Origin of the sequence: Streptomyces sp. NBC_01410 (genome assembly GCF_045040195.1) — a bacterium.
GTDB lineage: Bacteria > Actinomycetota > Actinomycetes > Streptomycetales > Streptomycetaceae > Streptomyces.
The window spans coordinates 3,140,842-3,157,423 of record NZ_CP109530.1; the positions used below are offsets into that span (position 1 = coordinate 3,140,842).

The 16,582-nt window shown below is 70.7% G+C and carries 14 protein-coding genes; 7 read left to right on the top strand and 7 right to left on the bottom strand.

The features are described 5' to 3' along the window. Positions 1-19: 19 nt before the first annotated feature. Together OG741_RS14395 and OG741_RS14400 are read left to right on the top strand one after the other, a co-directional pair. Positions 20-3,343, top strand: coding sequence for a S8 family serine peptidase (locus OG741_RS14395; RefSeq protein WP_405597725.1), 3,324 nt, complete (start codon positions 20-22; stop codon positions 3,341-3,343). A gap of 169 nt (positions 3,344-3,512) precedes the next feature. Further along, positions 3,513-4,541: an aspartate-semialdehyde dehydrogenase gene (locus OG741_RS14400; RefSeq protein ID WP_405597728.1), complete on the top strand. Its 1,029-nt coding sequence runs from the start codon at positions 3,513-3,515 to the stop codon at positions 4,539-4,541. A gap of 157 nt (positions 4,542-4,698) precedes the next feature. Here OG741_RS14400 and OG741_RS14405 read toward each other — a convergent pair whose 3' ends face one another. Further along, positions 4,699-5,202 carry a DUF1203 domain-containing protein gene (locus OG741_RS14405; RefSeq protein ID WP_405597731.1) on the bottom strand — a complete coding sequence of 168 codons (504 nt, stop codon included), beginning with the start codon at positions 5,200-5,202 and terminating at the stop codon, positions 4,699-4,701. 127 nt (positions 5,203-5,329) lie between these two features. Here OG741_RS14405 and pepN point away from each other — a divergent pair, with 127 nt between their 5' ends. The 5 genes from pepN (at position 5,330) to OG741_RS14430 (ending at position 10,887) form a co-directional block, all read left to right on the top strand. Then, on the top strand, positions 5,330-7,900 hold the full coding sequence (pepN, locus tag OG741_RS14410; protein ID WP_405597733.1) for an aminopeptidase N: 2,571 nt from the start codon (positions 5,330-5,332) through the stop codon (positions 7,898-7,900). Between the two features lie 186 nt (positions 7,901-8,086). Beyond that, entirely contained in the window at positions 8,087-9,517 is a 1,431-nt protein-coding gene (locus OG741_RS14415) for a sensor histidine kinase (RefSeq protein WP_405597735.1), read from the top strand. Continuing rightward, positions 9,514-9,930, top strand: a complete 417-nt coding sequence (locus OG741_RS14420) for a roadblock/LC7 domain-containing protein (protein WP_405597738.1) — start codon at positions 9,514-9,516, stop codon at positions 9,928-9,930. The genes OG741_RS14415 and OG741_RS14420 overlap by 4 nt, the downstream gene beginning before the upstream one ends. Then, positions 9,927-10,286 carry a DUF742 domain-containing protein gene (locus tag OG741_RS14425; RefSeq protein WP_266476322.1) on the top strand — a complete coding sequence of 120 codons (360 nt, stop codon included), beginning with the start codon at positions 9,927-9,929 and terminating at the stop codon, positions 10,284-10,286. The genes OG741_RS14420 and OG741_RS14425 overlap by 4 nt, the downstream gene beginning before the upstream one ends. After that, complete coding sequence (locus OG741_RS14430; RefSeq protein WP_405597741.1) at positions 10,267-10,887, top strand: GTP-binding protein; 621 nt, start codon at positions 10,267-10,269, stop codon at positions 10,885-10,887. Before OG741_RS14425 ends, OG741_RS14430 begins: the two co-directional genes overlap by 20 nt. A gap of 117 nt (positions 10,888-11,004) precedes the next feature. Here OG741_RS14430 and OG741_RS14435 read toward each other — a convergent pair whose 3' ends face one another. The 6 genes from OG741_RS14435 to OG741_RS14460 form a co-directional block, all read right to left on the bottom strand. Further along, positions 11,005-11,913, bottom strand: coding sequence for a LysR family transcriptional regulator (locus tag OG741_RS14435; protein ID WP_405597744.1), 909 nt, complete (start codon positions 11,911-11,913; stop codon positions 11,005-11,007). Positions 11,914-11,947: 34 nt separating this feature from the next. After that, positions 11,948-12,526: a dihydrofolate reductase family protein gene (locus OG741_RS14440; protein ID WP_405597747.1), complete on the bottom strand. Its 579-nt coding sequence runs from the start codon at positions 12,524-12,526 to the stop codon at positions 11,948-11,950. Positions 12,527-12,598: 72 nt separating this feature from the next. Then, a complete protein-coding gene (locus tag OG741_RS14445; RefSeq protein ID WP_405597749.1) occupies positions 12,599-13,576 on the bottom strand; it encodes a DMT family transporter in 978 nt (325 codons plus the stop codon). A gap of 257 nt (positions 13,577-13,833) precedes the next feature. Then, entirely contained in the window at positions 13,834-14,064 is a 231-nt protein-coding gene (locus tag OG741_RS14450) for a hypothetical protein (RefSeq protein ID WP_405597751.1), read from the bottom strand. A gap of 23 nt (positions 14,065-14,087) precedes the next feature. Continuing rightward, positions 14,088-16,226, bottom strand: a complete 2,139-nt coding sequence (gene malQ / locus OG741_RS14455) for a 4-alpha-glucanotransferase (RefSeq protein WP_405597753.1) — start codon at positions 16,224-16,226, stop codon at positions 14,088-14,090. Beyond that, complete coding sequence (locus OG741_RS14460) at positions 16,227-16,421, bottom strand: hypothetical protein (RefSeq protein WP_405597754.1); 195 nt, start codon at positions 16,419-16,421, stop codon at positions 16,227-16,229. Between the last annotated feature and the right edge of the window lie 161 nt (positions 16,422-16,582).

Consider the following 16,582-nt stretch of genomic DNA (forward strand, 5'->3'; position numbering starts at 1 on the left):
CTTCCTTTCACAAGCAGGGATGCTGATGACCCCCCAATCCCAGAGCCCTCTTTCCGGGCGCTCCGTACCAGGTCACAGACGCGCGGCCCGCATCGCGGCCGCCGCATCGATCGTGGCCGCACTGGTAGCAGCAGGCGCCGTACCCGCTTTCTCGGCCGCGCCGGCCGACGACCCGGGCACTTCCGCCGGCGTCAAGGCGGCCTCGTCCGACAAGCTCGGCTCGGCCGACGCGGAACTCCTCGCCCAGGCCGAGGCCAAGGGTGAGAAGAGCGTGACCGTCATGGTCGCCACCGCGCCCGGCGCGACCGAGCAGGTCGCCGGGCAGCTCGACGCAGTCGAGGGTGCCGTGGTCGGCAAGACGTACGACCAGCTCGGCTATGTGCGGGCCACCCTTCCCACCGGCAGGGCGGAGGCCGCGCTCAAGGCGGCCGCCAAGCTCTCCAGCGTCCACGGCATCGACCTCAAGCACGAGGTCAAGCTGGACGACCCGACCCCGGCAGCCGACTCCGCCAAGACCGCGGGCACCGCGGCCGCGCAGACGACGCAGTACCCGGCGCCCGGCAAGGGCACCCCGGCGAAGAACCCGTACAACCCCTCCTTCGAGACCGGCGCTGTCGACTTCGTCAAGGAGCACCCCAAGGCCGACGGCCGCGGTGTGACCATCGGCATCCTCGACTCCGGCGTCGACCTCGGCCACCCGGCGCTCCAGAAGACCACCACCGGCGAGCGCAAGATCGTCGACTGGGTCACGGCGACCGACCCGGTGGCGGACGCCGACGCCACCTGGCGCCGGATGTCGCTCGATGTCAGCGGCCCGACGTTCACCGCCGGCGGCCGGACGTACTCCGCCCCGGCGGGCGCGTACAAGTTCAACCTCTTCGCCGAGGCCGCCACCAAGGGCGGCGACATGGCCGGTGACCTCAACCGGGACGGCGACACCACCGACGTCTGGGGCGTGCTGTACGACGCGGGCACCCGCACCGCCCGGGTCGACCTCGACAACGACGGCAACTTCGCCAACGACACCGTGATGAAGCCGTACAAGAACGGCTTCCAGGTCGGCTACTTCGGCACCGACAACCCGGCCACCGAGGTCGTCGAGCGCATTCCGTTCGTCATCGAGGTCCGCAAGGACGTCGTCTACAACGCCGCGGGCGCCAAGGCCGACTACGTCAACATCGGCGTCATCGAGTCCGAGCACGGCACGCACGTCGCCGGCATCACCGCCGCCAACAGCCTCTTCGGCGGCCGGATGAACGGCGCCGCCCCCGGCGCCAAGCTGGTCTCCTCGCGCGCCTGCACCTGGAGCGGCGGCTGCACCAACGTCGCGCTCACCGAGGGCATGGCCGACCTGGTCATCAACCGCGGCGTGGACATCGTCAACATGTCCATCGGCGGTCTGCCCGCGCTGAACGACGGCAACAACGCCCGCGCGGAGCTCTACACCCGCCTCATCGACACCTACGGCGTCCAGCTGGTCATCTCGGCCGGCAACGAGGGTCCGGGCACCAACACCATCGGCGACCCGGGCCTCGCCGACAAGGTCATCTCCGTCGGCGCCGCCATCTCCAAGGAGACCTGGGCAGCCAACTACGGCTCCGCGGTGACCAAGAAGTACGCCATGCTCCCCTTCTCCTCCCGCGGACCGCGTGAGGACGGCGGCTTCGCGCCGGTCATCACCGCGCCCGGTGCCTCCATCAACACCACCCAGACCTGGCTGCCCGGCGGCCCGGTCAAGGAGGCGGGCTACGAGCTCCCGGCCGGCTACTCCATGCTGCAGGGCACCTCGATGTCCTCGCCGCAGGCCGCCGGCGCGAGCGCACTGCTGCTCTCGGCCGCCAAGCAGCGTCACATCGAGCTGACCCCGGCGAAGCTGCGCACGGCGCTGACCAGCACCGCGCACCGCATCCCCGGAGTGCAGGCGCACGAGCAGGGCTCCGGCCTGATCAACATCGTGGACGCCTGGGACGCCATCGAGGATGGTGCCACCGCCCACGACTACAGCGTCAAGGCCCCGGTCGACACCGCGATCGACTTCGCGCTGAAGACCCCCGGCTTCGGCACCGGCCTCTACGACCGCGAGGGCGGTCTGAAGGCAGGGCAGAAGAAGTCCTACGACGTCGTCATCACGCGGACGACGGGCCCGGACCGCCCCGTGCGGCACGAGCTGGACTGGAAGTACAACGACGGCACCTTCGACCTGCCCGGCAGCGGCGCGGTCACGCTGCCGCTGAACACCCCGGTCACCGTCAAGGTCGAGGCCAGGCCCCGGACTTCCGGCCTGCACAGCGCGATCCTGGAGGCGGACGACCCGCGCACCGAGGGCGTGGACAAGCAGATCATGGCGACCGTGGTGGTCTCCAAGGAGCTCGCGAAGCCCGCGTACACCTTCTCGGCGTCCGGCTCGGTGCAGCGCAACAGCCACAAGTCGTACTTCATCACGGTGCCCGAGGGCGCCAAGAACCTCGAGGTCGCCCTCGGCGGTCTGGCCGCCAACAGCCAGACCCGGTTCATCGGCATCCACCCGTACGGCGTGGGTGTCGAGGACAGCTCGACGATCTTCTGCTACCCGAACTACAACAATCCGGCGAACACCTGCCGTCCGGACTTGCGCTCGTACGCCGAGCCGACGCCGGGCGTCTGGGAGATCGAGGTCGAGTCGCGGCGTACGTCTCCGCTGCTCGACAACCCGTACAAGCTGGACGTGAGCCTGCTGGGTGCCTCGTTCGACCCGGCCGTCAAGACGCTCCCCGAGGCGAAGGTCGGTACGCCGGCCGCCGTCGAGTGGAAGGCCACCAACGGCTTCGCCGCGATCGACGGCAAGCTCGCGGGCGGTTCGCTGGGCTCGGCGAAGGTCGCCCGCCCGTCCATCAAGAACGGTGAGTCGCAGGAGTCGACGGTCACCATCGGTGAGGGCGTCGAGCGTCTCGACGTCGCCATCGGCGGGGTCTCCGACACCGGCGCCGACCTGGACCTGACGGTCCTGCTGAACGGTGTGCAGGTCGGCCAGGCCGCGGACGGCGACTCGGAGGAGGCGGTGAGCCTGCTCAAGCCGGCCGCCGGCACCTACACCATCGTCGTCGACGGTTACGCCGTCCCGGCCGGGACCACCGAGTACAACTACCGCGATGTGTACTTCGCGGCTTCCCTCGGCTCGGTCAAGGTCGACTCGGCGAAGCCGGTCAAGCTCGCCAACGGAGCGTCGGCGCAGGTCAGCGCCGAGATTCTGGTGGGTGGCGCGGCTCCCGAGGGACGTCAGTTCTTCGGCGAGGTACAGCTGCTGAACGGCCGCGGCACCGTCGCGGGCGCCGGTAGCGTCGTGATCGAGAAGGTCACTCCGTAACGCAGTCAGTGATCGGGGGCGGGTGTCCGTACCGGACGCCCGCCCCCTTTCGTATGCCGGTTTTCACATGCCGGACAATGGATTGGACAAGCAGTCCCGGGTCATACGCATGATGGGCAGGCTGCCCGCGTCACACGTACAGATGGACGCACAGACAGAAGGAGTCACCGTGAGGGTCGGAATCGTCGGAGCCACCGGTCAGGTCGGCGGAGTCATGCGCAAGATCCTCGCCGAGCGGAAGTTCCCGGTCGACGAGCTCCGCCTCTTCGCCTCCGCGCGGTCCGCGGGCACCACCCTCACGTGGCAGGACCAGGAGATCACCATCGAGGACGCGTCCACCGCCGACTACTCCGGCCTGGACATCGTGCTCTTCTCTGCCGGTGGCGCGACCTCCAGGGCGCTCGCCGAGAAGGTCGCCGCACAGGGCGCCGTCGTGATCGACAACTCCTCGGCCTGGCGCCGCGACCCCGAGGTGCCGCTGGTCGTCTCCGAGGTCAACCCGCACGCGATCAAGGACCGGCCCAAGGGCATCATCGCCAACCCGAACTGCACGACGATGGCCGCGATGCCGGTACTGCGCCCGCTGCACGCCGAGGCCGGCCTCACCGCGATGGTCGCCACCACCTACCAGGCGGTGTCCGGCTCCGGTCTGGCCGGTGTCGCCGAGCTCGACGGCCAGATCAAGGAGGTCGCGGGCCGCGGGGCCGAGCTCGCCCACGACGGCGAGGCCGTCGAGTTCCCCGAGCCCGGCGTCTACAAGCGCCCCATCGCCTTCAACGTCCTGCCGCTGGCGGGCAGCATCGTCGACGACGGCTCCTTCGAGACGGACGAGGAGCAGAAGCTCCGCAACGAGTCCCGCAAGATCCTCGAGATCCCGGAGCTCAAGGTCTCCGGCACGTGTGTCCGGGTGCCGGTGTTCTCGGGTCACTCGCTGCAGGTCAACGCGCGCTTCGAGCGTCCGGTCTCGGTGGAGCGGGCGTACGAGCTGCTGAAGGACGCGCCCGGGGTCGAGCTCTCGGAGATCCCTACGCCGCTGCAGGCTGCGGGCAAGGACGCGTCGTACGTGGGCCGCATCCGGGTGGACGAGACGGTCGAGAACGGTCTTGCGCTGTTCCTGTCGAGCGACAACCTGCGCAAGGGGGCGGCGCTGAACGCGGTCCAGATCGCGGAACTGGTCGCGGACGAGCTCCGGGGGTAGCGGGTCGCGCCTGCGGCGCTGTTCCCCACCCCGCCCCTTCCCGAACTGGGGCTCCGCCCCAGACCCGTACGCGCTTCGCGCGTGTCCTCAAACGCCGGACGGGCTGAAAAAAGGGGCGGGGTGGGGGCAAAGCCCGCCGCAGGCGCACCGCCCGCTCCTACCCCCGCCGCACCTCGAACTGGAAGCAGCCGTACTCCACCGCCCTGACGTGGACCAGCACCACCCCCGGCAGCGCGAACGCCTCCCGCAGCGCCTCGTCGAACGCCTCCGTCGCCGCCTCCGGGATCTCAAGGAGGCGGCCTCCCGCTATGCGCCCCTCCGCGTCATAGCGCCGCAGCGCCCGCAGCGCCCCCGGCCGGGCGAACGGGTAGCCGTCCCCGTCGCCCGGGCCCTCGCATTCCTCGGCGTGGATGAAGACCGGGCCCTGCTCGTCGTACGCGCCGGGCTTCGCCCCCGTCTCCGCGGCCCAGCGGCGCAGCGGTGCGTACGAGACGAGGGCGATGCGTTCGCCGGCAGCGCTGGGGCGCAGACAGCAGCGCAGCATCTCGCCTCCCTCGGGGTCCGGGTACGGGGCGCACACGCGCCCCGCGTCGTCGGTGTCGCGAAGCTGCTTGAGGACGGCGGCCTCGATGGGCCGTGCCGTGAAGACTGTGTGGGTCATGGGTTCAGCGTGGCGCTTCCGGGCTCCTCGTTCCGGCGGGAAACGGACAGGGAATTAACGGCGGGCAGCCCCACCGCAGCCCGTGGAAAGATGGCCGCAAACGTAACGAAACCGAGGAGATGACAGCGTGCCTGGCACGAATCTGACCCGCGAAGAGGCGCAGCAGCGGGCGAGCCTGCTGACCGTCGACTCGTACGAGATCGACCTCGATCTGAGCGGCGCGCAGGAGGGCGGGACCTACCGGTCCGTGACCACGGTGCGCTTCGACTCCGCAGAGGAGGGCGCGGAGACCTTCATCGATCTGGTGGCTCCCGCCGTGCACGAGGTGGTGCTCAACGGCGAGCCGCTGGACGTCGCCGCGGTCTTCCAGGACTCCCGGATCGCGCTGGCGCAGCTGCACGCGGGCCCGAACGAGCTGAAGGTCGTCGCGGACTGCGCGTACACCAACACCGGCGAGGGTCTGCACCGCTTTGTCGACCAGGTGGACCAGCAGGCCTACCTCTACACGCAGTTCGAGGTGCCGGACGCCCGCCGTGTCTTCGCCTCCTTCGAGCAGCCGGACCTGAAGGCGACGTTCCAGTTCACCGTGAAGGCCCCCGAGGGCTGGACGGTCGTCTCGAACTCGGCCACGCCCGAGCCCAAGGACAATGTCTGGCACTTCGAGCCGACGCCCCGTATCTCCAGCTACATCACGGCGCTGATCGTCGGCCCGTACCACTCGGTGCACAGCAGCTACGAGAAGGACGGCCAGTCCGTCCCGCTCGGTGTCTACTGCCGCCCCTCGCTCGCCGAGTTCCTGGACTCCGACGCGATCTTCGAGGTCACCCGTCAGGGCTTCGAGTGGTTCCAGGAGAAGTTCGACTACGACTATCCCTTCGCGAAGTACGACCAGCTCTTCGTGCCGGAGTTCAACGCGGGCGCGATGGAGAACGCGGGCGCGGTGACCATCCGCGACCAGTACGTCTTCCGCTCCAAGGTGACGGACGCGGCGTACGAGGTGCGCGCGGAGACGATCCTGCACGAGCTGGCGCACATGTGGTTCGGCGACCTGGTCACCATGGAGTGGTGGAACGACCTGTGGCTGAACGAGTCGTTCGCCACCTACACCTCGATCGCCTGCCAGGCCGCCCACCCGGAGTCGAGGTGGCCGCAGTCCTGGACCACCTTCGCGAACTCCATGAAGACCTGGGCGTACCGGCAGGACCAGCTGCCGTCCACCCACCCGATCATGGCCGAAATCCGCGACCTCGACGACGTGCTCGTCAACTTCGACGGCATCACGTACGCCAAGGGTGCCTCGGTGCTCAAGCAGCTCGTCGCGTACGTGGGCCAGGACGAGTTCTTCCGCGGTGTACAGGCCTATTTCAAGGCGCACGCCTTCGGCAACACCCGGCTGTCCGATCTGCTGGGCGCGCTGGAGGAGACCTCCGGCCGTGATCTGAAGACCTGGTCGCAGAAGTGGCTGGAAACCGCGGGCATCAACATCCTGCGCCCGGAGCTCGAGGTCTCCGCGGAGGGGCACGTCACCTCCTTCTCGGTACGCCAGGAGGCCCCGGCCCTGCCCGCCGGCGCCAAGGGTGAGCCGACGCTCCGCCCGCACCGGATCGCGATCGGCTGCTACGACCTCGACGAGAGCGGCAAGCTGGTCCGTACGAGCCGCATCGAGCTGGACGTGGACGGTGAGCTCACGGATGTGCCGTTCCCGCAGAACACCCGCCGTCCCGCGGTGATCCTGCTCAACGACGACGATCTGTCGTACGCGAAGGTCCGCCTCGACGAGGAGTCGCTGCGGGTCGTCACCGAACACCTCGGCGACTTCACCGAGTCGCTGCCGCGCGCCCTGTGCTGGGCATCGGCCTGGGACATGACCCGCGACGGCGAGCTGGCCACCCGGGACTACCTGTCCCTGGTCCTGTCCGGCATCGGCAAGGAGTCGGACATCGGCGTCGTGCAGTCGCTGCACCGCCAGGTGAAGCTGGCGATCGACCTGTACGCGGCGCCCGAGTGGCGCGAGGCGGGGCTCACGCAGTGGACGGACGCGACGCTGGCGCATCTGCGTGCGGCCGAGCCGGGCAGCGACCACCAGCTGGCGTGGGCGCGCGCCTTCGCCGCGACCGCGCGTACGCCGCAGCAACTGGACCTGCTTCAGGCGCTGTTGGACGGTACCGAGACCATCGAGGGCCTGGCGGTGGACACCGAGCTGCGGTGGGCCTTCGTGGAGCGTCTCGCGGCGGTCGGGCTGCTGGAGGAGGACGAGATCGCGGCGGAGTACGAGCGGGACAAGACCGCGGCGGGCGAGCGCCACGCGATGACGGCGCGCGCGGCCCGGCCGTCGGCCGAGGCGAAGGCCGAGGCCTGGGCATCGGTCGTGGAGTCCGACAAGCTGCCGAACGCCCAGCAGGAGGCGGTCATTTCGGGCTTCGTCCAGACCGATCAGCGTGAGCTGCTGGCCCAGTACACCGAGAAGTACTTCGCGGCGGTCAACGACGTGTGGAACTCGCGCAGCCATGAGATCGCGCAGCAGATCGCGGTCGGCCTCTACCCCGCGCTCCAGGTCTCGCGGGCCACGCTGGACGCCACGGACGCATGGCTGGAATCGACCGAGCCGAACGCGGCGCTGCGGCGGCTGATCTCCGAATCACGCGCGGGAATCGAGCGTGCGCTGAGGGCGCAGGCGGCCGACGCGGCCGCCGCGTAAATGGTGTAGACGCGCATCCGCGCAGGCAGGCGCCCCGGGCCGTTCGGCCCGGGGCGCATTCCGTTTCAGGGGGCACATGAAGATCCCGCCAAATCGATGACCCGGCGTCATCTCCCGTAACTGGAACGAGATATGCTCCCGCCCGTCGTCATATGATCTTTCCGGTTCGATGGTTTGAGGATGCTGATGGTTCGACAGGAAACGTCGACCGGAAGTCCGCGGAACGCGGCCGCTTTCGGGTGGCTCCTGCTCGTCGTCGTGACCGCCGCGGCCGCCGCGGTGGCCGCTGCCCTGGTCTCCGCCCCGGCGCGTACCGCCGTGATCTGGATCGGTGTCGCGGCAGTCGTGCCGGTCGCCGTCGTCTGCGCGGAAGTGGCGCGGCGCGGCCGGCGGATCGAGGAGCTGAGCGCCCGGCTCGCCGAGCGGGAGGCGGTGCTGTCACGACAGCAGGCCGAGACCGCACGGCTGGCCGGTGAGCTGCTGCCGCAGGTCGTGGAGCGGCTGCGCTCGGGCGAGTTCCCCGAGGACGTGCTCGACTCGCTCGACGCCCCGGCCGAGCACCAGGCGGTGCTGAGCTCGGTGCTCGACGCGGTCGTCGCCGAGGAGGACCTGCGCGAGTCCGCGCAGCGGGCGTTCGTGAACATCGCCCGTCGCGTTCAGGCCATTGTCCACCAACAGGCCCAGGAACTTCGGGAGATGGAGGACCGGCACGGCAAGTCGCCCGAGGTCTTCGGCGATCTGCTGCGGATCGACCACGGCACCGCGCTGATCGGCCGCCTCGCCGACTCCATCGCCGTACTCGGCGGTGCGCGGCCCGGCCGCCAGTGGAGCAAGGCCGTACCGCTCTACAGCGTGATGCGCGGCGCCATGTCGCGGATCATCGACTACCAGCGTGTCGAGCTCCACTCCGTCTCCGAGGTCGCGGTCGTCGGCACCGCCGTCGAACCGCTGATCCACGCGCTCGCCGAGCTCCTCGACAACGCCACCCGCTACTCGCCGCCGCAGGCCAAGGTCCATCTGACCGCCGTCGACGTGCAGTCGGGCATCGCCATCGAGATCGAGGACGGCGGTGTGAGCATGAGCGAGGAGGCCCGCAAGCGGGCCGAGCGCATGCTCCGCCAGGCCCAGCAGGGCATCGACGTCAACGACCTGGGCGAGACGCCCCGCCTCGGCCTCGCCGTGGTCGGCCGGCTGTCGCAGGTGTACGGCTTCCAGGTCTCGCTGCGTTCGTCGGCGTACGGCGGTGTACGCGCCGTACTCGTCGTCCCGCAGGCACTGATCACCACCGCGTCGTCGGCGACCGGTCTCGCGCACGGCATCGGGGCGTCCTCCGGCCCCCGCGCCACCGGCACGATCACCGAACAGCCGCCGTCCCGGCAGGTGACCGGCCCGATGACGGCGGACGAAGAGGCCCCGATCGTGACCGAACGGACCCCGACCGGTCTGCCGCAGCGGCGTCGCAAGGCTCCCGTCACCGAAACGGCCGCTTCCGCCGCAGCCGCCGCGCCCGAGCCGGAGGCCGCCCCCGAGGTGCAGCCCGGCATGTGGCTGAGCGCCTTCCAGAGCGGCCTCGCCGGTGAGACCACCCAGACGAGCAAGGGAAACACGCAGCCATGATTCAGCAGCATTCCACCCGGACGAACATGGACTGGATGCTCAAGGACCTGGCAGAGGGCGTCCCCCAGACCCGGAACGTGGTCGTTCTGTCCGCCGACGGGCTGCGCATGGCCCAGTACGGCGCGGACACCGACACCGCGGACCGGCTGGCCGCCGCCTGCGCCGGGCTCCAGAGCCTCGCGGGCGCCGTCGCCTCCGAACTGCCGCACAGCGACGGCCGGATGCACCTGGTCGTCATCGAGATGACCGGCGGCTTCTTCTATCTGATGGCGGCCGGCTCGGGGGCGTTTCTCGCCGTGCTGGCCAACGAAGGGGTCGACGCCGGGCTGATGGGGCAGCGGATGCGGGACCTCGTGCTGCGGATCGGGGAGCACATGAGCACGCCGCCGCGGCACGAGGGGCACACCGCGTGAGCAACCCGGGCGGGGACTGGGAGGAGAGCAGTCCCGAGCGGCTCTACGTCATCACGGGCGGCCGCAGCGGCTCCTCCGCACCCACCGCACTCGACCTGGTCACGCTGATCGTGGCCAAGTCGGGTTCCCGCCCCGGTATGCAGCCCGAGCAGGCCGCGATCATCCGGCTCTGCCACGCCCCGCTCTCGGTGGCCGAGATCTCCGCCTATCTGAGGCTTCCGGTGAGCGTCGTCACCGTGCTGCTCAGCGATCTGCTGGCCGAGGACCGGGTACTGGCCCGCGCACCCGTCAAACCCGCCCAACTCCCCGACCGCGCTTTGATTGAGGCAGTGATCGATGGACTTCAGAAGCTCTGAGCAGGCCGTCGGGCCGCGCAGCGAGGACGTGCTGCCGGAGACGGCCACCGCCGCCGTCAAGGTGGTCATCGTGGGCGGCTTCGGAGTCGGCAAGACGACCCTGGTCGGCTCGGTGAGCGAGATCCGGCCGCTGACCACCGAGGAGACGATGACCCAGGCCGGGGTCGGCGTCGACGACACGGCCGGAGTGGAGCGCAAGACCTCGACGACGGTCGCCATGGACTTCGGCCGCATCAGCATCAACGAGGAGCTGGTGCTGTACCTCTTCGGCACGCCCGGCCAGGAACGCTTCTGGTTCCTGTGGCGCGGCCTGTTCGAGGGGGCCCTGGGCGCGGTGGTGCTGGTCGACACCCGCCGTCTGGAGGTCAGCTTCGACGTCATCGGGCGCCTGGAGGAGCGCGGGGTGCCGTTCGTGGTGGCCGTCAACTCCTTCCCGGACGCGCCGGGTTACCCGCTCGACGAGGTGCGCGGCGCGCTCGACCTGCCGGATTCGGTGCCGATCGTGGCGTGCGACGCGCGGACGCGTGCGTCGAGCCGTGACGTACTGATGACGCTCATGCGGTATCTGCAGGCCCTCGCCGTGGCGAAGGAAGCCTCGTGACCTCGCGATCGGGCGGGCCGAACGTTCGGCCCGTCCGACGTTCGGGAAAGGGCGGGTAGGGGCTGTATCGATGTGCGGCTCCGCCGCGTGGGCCCGCCGCAGACGCACCGCCGCCCCTCACCCCCTCGCCGCCGCAACCCCCCTCAGCGCCCCCACCACTCGCCCGACCCCCCGCCCTTCCTCCGCCCCCCTGCGCACCGCCGCCACCACATGCCGCCGCGGCTGGTTCGCGCTCAGGACGCGCATCACGACGTCCGCACGATCGCCCCGTTCGGCCGCCATGCGGGGGATCAGCGCGACGCCCATCCCTGCTTCCACCATCGCCAGGATCGCCGTCCAGCCGGCCGCCGAGTGCGCCTGTTCCGGCACGAAGCCCGCCGCCTCGCAGGCCGCGAGTGTGATCTCCGACCACGGTCCGCTGCCTCCGAAGATCCACGGTTCGCCGGACAGGTCGGCGAGCCGCAGTCCTGCGGCGGACGCCAGCGGGTGCCCGGCCGGGAGGGCCACGTCCAGTGGGTCCGCCAGGAGCGGGAAGCGGCTGAACTTCGGGTCGCGGGCCGTCGGCGCGTGCGCGGCCAGGGACAGCGCGACGTCCACGTCCCCGGACAGCAGCAGTTCGTACGCCTCCGCCGCCTCCGCCTCCCGCACCCGGACCTCAAGCAAGGGATACTCCTGCCTCAGCTCCCGTACCGCGGGCACGACCAGCGCGGGCACGGCCGTCGAGAAGGCGCCTACCCGCACCTCCCCCGCCTCGCCCTGCAGGTAGCCGGTCAACTCCGCGTCTGCCCGTTCCAGTTGGGCGAAGACGGCCTCCGCGTGCCGCAGCACCAGATGCGCCGCGTCGGTGAGCCGCACCCGCCGCCCCTGCGCCTCAAGCAGGGGTACGCCGAGTTGCTTTGCCAGATTCGAGAGCTGCTGCGACACGGCCGAGGGGGTCATCATCAGCGCCTCCGCCGTGGCCGTCACGGTCCCCCGCTCGCTCAGCGTGCGCAGGATCTGGAGCTTCTTGATGTCCCACTCGGTCATGGCCGCACGCTATCGGCCCGGCCCGGGCCCGGCGTTACCGCTTCCGCGCGTACGTCGTGAAGATCAGCCCGTTGTCGAAGACCCGGTTGCTCATCAGCTCGAGGTTCATCGCGCCGTACTTCTCCGAGAACATGGGGATCCCCGCGCCCAGCACCACCGGGTAGGTCTTCACATGCAGCTCGTCGATCTCGTCGCGCAACTGCCCGGCGAGATCGGCCCCGCCGCAGAGGTAGATCCCGAGATCGCCTTCCTCCGCCTTGAGCTCGCGGATCTTGGCGACCACGTCGCCGGACACGATCTCGACGGCCGGGTCGGGTGACTCCTTGAGGCTGCGGGAGACGACGTACTGGCGCATATGCGCGTAGGGACTCGTGACATCGATCCGGAGCGCGGGCTCATAGGTGTTGCGCCCCATGACGACGGTGTCGAAGTGCACATTCGCCGCGTTCTCGATGCCGAGCATCGGACGGACGTGGGTGGGAAGCGTCTCGGGGTACTCCGCCGAGGCGTATGCCGTGAACTCCTCGCTGATGGGGTAGACGTCGCCGTCCCCGTCGGGCGCGGAGATGAAGCCGTCGATGGACACGGCGATGTAGTACACGAGCTTTCGCAAGCTGATCCTCATTCACTGGTTCCGGCGGCCGGGTCTCCGACCACGACGTTCATAGTGCTCCACCTGTAGTGGTTACGCAAGACCCTTTCCCGGAGCCGCACTTGACCCGGCTCCCGACCCCAGCATCACCCCGCCGAGGATCAGCACCATGCACACGATCTGCGTCGGCCCGGTCGACTCTCCCAGCAGGGCGAAGGAGAGCACCGCCACGCACACCGGCTGCAGGTAGTAGACGACTCCGGCCCGCGCCGCGCCGATCACCGCGATCGCCCTGTTCCAGGCGAGGAAGGCGATCGCGGAGGAGAAGACGCCGACGTACACCAGCGGCCCGACCGTCCCGGCCGTCGGCGCGAAGCCGCCCTGGACGGCAAGGCTGATGGCGAACACCGGCGCCAGCATCAGCGCGCCGAGCACGAACGTCATGAAGAGGAAGGCGAGTCCGCCGATCTCGGCGGGCCGTCGCCGCAGCAGTGCGCTGTACGAGGCGAAACTGAGCGCGGCGGCGAACATCCACAGGTCACCGGCGGTGAAGTCCATCGCGAGGGACCCCTTGCCGACGAGCAGCAGAACTCCCGTGCAGGCGACGGCCATTCCCACCAGGCGCCGCGCTCCGAGCCGCTGCCCGCCGACGCGTTCGCAGGCGGCCATCAGGACGGGCGAGGCGGCCATGATCATGCCCATATTGCCGGCCGGGGTGGTCAGACCGGCCTGGTTGACGAGGGTGTTGTAGACGGTGACGCCGAGCAGCGAGGCGAGCGTGATGTATCCCAAGTGGCGCCGGATCAGCGCTCGTTGACGCCAGGCCTCCCGTAGTGCGAAGGGCGCGACGGCGATGATCGCGATGATCCAGCGCCAGAACGCGGCCTGCACGGGCGGGACGGAGTCATGGAGGGCACGAGAGGCGACGAAGCTCCCTGACCAGACGACCGTCGCGACGACGGCGAGCAGCAGCCCGGCGCCCGAGCGGTGGCCGGGGCCGACGCCTGAGCCCTGCCGCGCCCGCCTCGCCGTGGTCGCCTCACTGCTGCGGATGCGGTCCAGGACTGCCATCGGTACCCCTTGCCCCTCTCCCCCGACCCGGGGCTCTCTCGCTGGTGCGATCTACGGTCGCAGCGAGGGAACGCTTAGGTCCATCGAATCTTTTCGACGATTACTTGAAGGAGAGCTGAAAGATCGGCAGGGCTGCCGGGCCGGACCTGCGACGCACTCGGGCGCCGGGGCATGACGTCGGGGCATGACAAGGGCGCCCCGGGGGTGCGTTCACACCCCGGAGCGCCCGGGAAAGCCAGATGAGGCCGAGAGGCCGGTCAGACCTGCTTCTTGGACTTGTCGAGAACCATCACCAGGCCGGCGATCAGCACAAAGAGCCCCAGCGGCGCGGCCACGTAAAGGCCCAGCGTCTCGGCCACACTCAGGCCCTGGCCCGGGTCGTCGCCGTCGTCGGGGGTCAGGGCGAGCGCGGGCGACGACAGGAGCAGCATCATCAGCGTCGTACCGGCCGCGACGGCGCCGGCGCGCAAAGCGTTCTTCTTGTCCACGGTGCCAACGTAGCGAACGGCTGTCACGACCGCGCGTCCGGGGGTGCCGTACGAGGTTCGGGGCGGGCTTCAGGCCGGGGTTCGGGGCGAGCTCCGGAATCCGGGCCGAAGATCTCCATCAGCGCGTGCAGCCGGGGCGAGGCCGCCAGCTCCTCCAGGCCGACGGGGCGCCCGTCGGCGTCCGCGACCGGCAGCCGCCAGTTCGGGTACTGGTCCCAGGTGCCCGGGAGGTTCTGGGGACGCCGGTCGCCCACCGCGTCGGGCAGCCAGACGCCGACCATGCGGGCGGGCGTACGCAGCAGGAAGCGGTACGCCGCGCGGATCTCCCCCTCCTCGTCGCCCCTGCCCTCGGGCAGCAGGCCGAGACCGCCGAGCAGGTCCAGCCATTCGGCGACGTCCGCCGCGTCCTGGGTGCGCTCCTGGTCCAGGGGCCGGGTGAGCAGGCCGAGGCGGTGGCGCAGCGCCACATGCCCGCCGGTCAGCCGGGCGGCCGTGGACGGCAGATCGTGGGTGGTCGCCGTGGCCACGCAGTCCTCGCGCCACCGCTCGGGCGGCAGCGGTCGGCCCGTGCCCGCCCAGTCGCGCTCGAACCAGAGCACCGAGGTGCCCAGCACCCCGCGGCGGGTGAGAGCCTCGCGCACGCCCGGCTCGACCGTGCCGAGGTCCTCCCCGATGACGGCGGCGCCCGCGCGGTGGGCCTCCAGGACCAGAAGCGCGAGCATCGCCTCGGCGTCGTAGCGGACATACGTGCCGTCGGTGGGCGGGCTGCCCTCCGGGACCCACCAGAGGCGGAACAGGCCCATGACATGGTCGATGCGCAGTGCGCCCGCGTTACGGAGCAGGCCTCGCAGCAGTCCGCGGTACGGGGCGTAACCGGACCCGGCCAGAACATCGGGCCGCCACGGGGGCAGACCCCAGTCCTGGCCGCGGGCGTTGAAAGCGTCCGGGGGCGCGCCGACCGACATGCCCGCCGCGAAGGCGTCCTGCTGCGCCCAGGCGTCCGCGCCGCCGGGATGCACGCCGACGGCCAGGTCGTGGACGATGCCGACGCCCATGCCCGCCTCGCGCGCGGCCCGCCCCGCGGCATCCAGCTGCCGGTCGGTCAGCCAGGCGAGCCTGCTGTGGAAGTCGACCCGGTCCATCAGTTCGTACCGCGCCCGGACCGTCTCCGGCGAGTGCGGGTCCCGCAGGGCGGCGGGCCAGCCGTGCCACTCGGGGCCGTGCACCTCGGCGAGGGCGCACCAGGTGGCATGGTCCTCCAGGGCACGGCCCTGCCCGGCCAGGAAGTCGCAGTAGTCGGCGCGGCGGCCGGGCCCGAGCGGCACGCGGTGCACGATCTCCAGGGCCTCGCGCTTGAGCGCCCAGACGGCGTCGCGGTCGATCAACGCGCCCTTCTGCAGCACCGATTCGCGCAGCCCGGCCCCCTTCTCGCACAGCTCGTCCAGCCGCTGCCGGTCGCGGGCGCCGACGTACGCGTACTCGGGAATGTCCTCGATCCGCAGATGGACGGGGTCGGGGAAGCGCCGCGAGGAGGGCCGGTAGGGAGAGGGGTCGGTGGGTGCGCCGGGGACGGCCGCGTGCAGCGGATTGACCTGGACGAAACCGGCTCCGAGCGACCGTCCGGACCAGGTCGCGAGCTCGGCCAGGTCCCCGAGGTCGCCCATGCCCCAGGAGCGGGCGGAGAGCAGGGAGTAGAGCTGTACGAGAAAGCCGTACGAACGGCCTTCGGGCTGCGGCGCCCGGCCTGGCGCGACGACCAGCGTGGAGCGGGCGCTGCGCCCGTCGGGCGCCCTGGCGTCCAACTGGTGGACGCCGCAGGGGAGCTCCCTCCAGGTCTGCCCGGGCTCCGCCACCGGCTGCGGGGCGAGCTCGGCACCCTCCTCGGTCTCGACCCGCAGGGCCGTGCCCGCGGGGAGCCCGGTCAGGGGCGCCGGGACGTCGCCCTCGGGCCACAGCACCAGCGTCGGCGGCAGCAGCCGCTCCGCGGCGGCGGATTCGGCGCGGGCCAGGGCGTCCCGTACCGCCGAGGGGGTCGAGGCGTCGACGCCGAGGGCGGCGAGGACCGCGACGACCGTGGCGTCGGGGACGGGGACGCTCACGCCCTCGGAGGGCGCGTAGGCGGTGGCGACTCCATGCAGCGCGGCGAGCCGGGCAAGGCCCATTCAGACTCCTGGGGACTCCGTGCCGCCGGCCGTGCCAGGGGCCGTCGGCTCGCTGGTGAGGGGGGCGGCCTCGGCGAGCGGCGGCTCACTGGTCAGCGGTGCGGCGTCGGCGAGCGGGGGTTCGCTGGTCAGCGGGCCGGGGCCCGGGACCTGTTTGGACAGGGCAGAGAGCAGAAGGTGTGCGGATACGGCCATGACGGTCACTCCAGACGGACGGTAGCGGGACACAGCAGCCCTACCCAGTGGGCGCGACCGCAGACGTACACGATCAGTCAACGTGTTCCGTGTCACATTCCGTTCCCGGCACGGCAGTTGGATCAAACCGCCCATCCCGCCAGGCAAATGGTGCACAACGG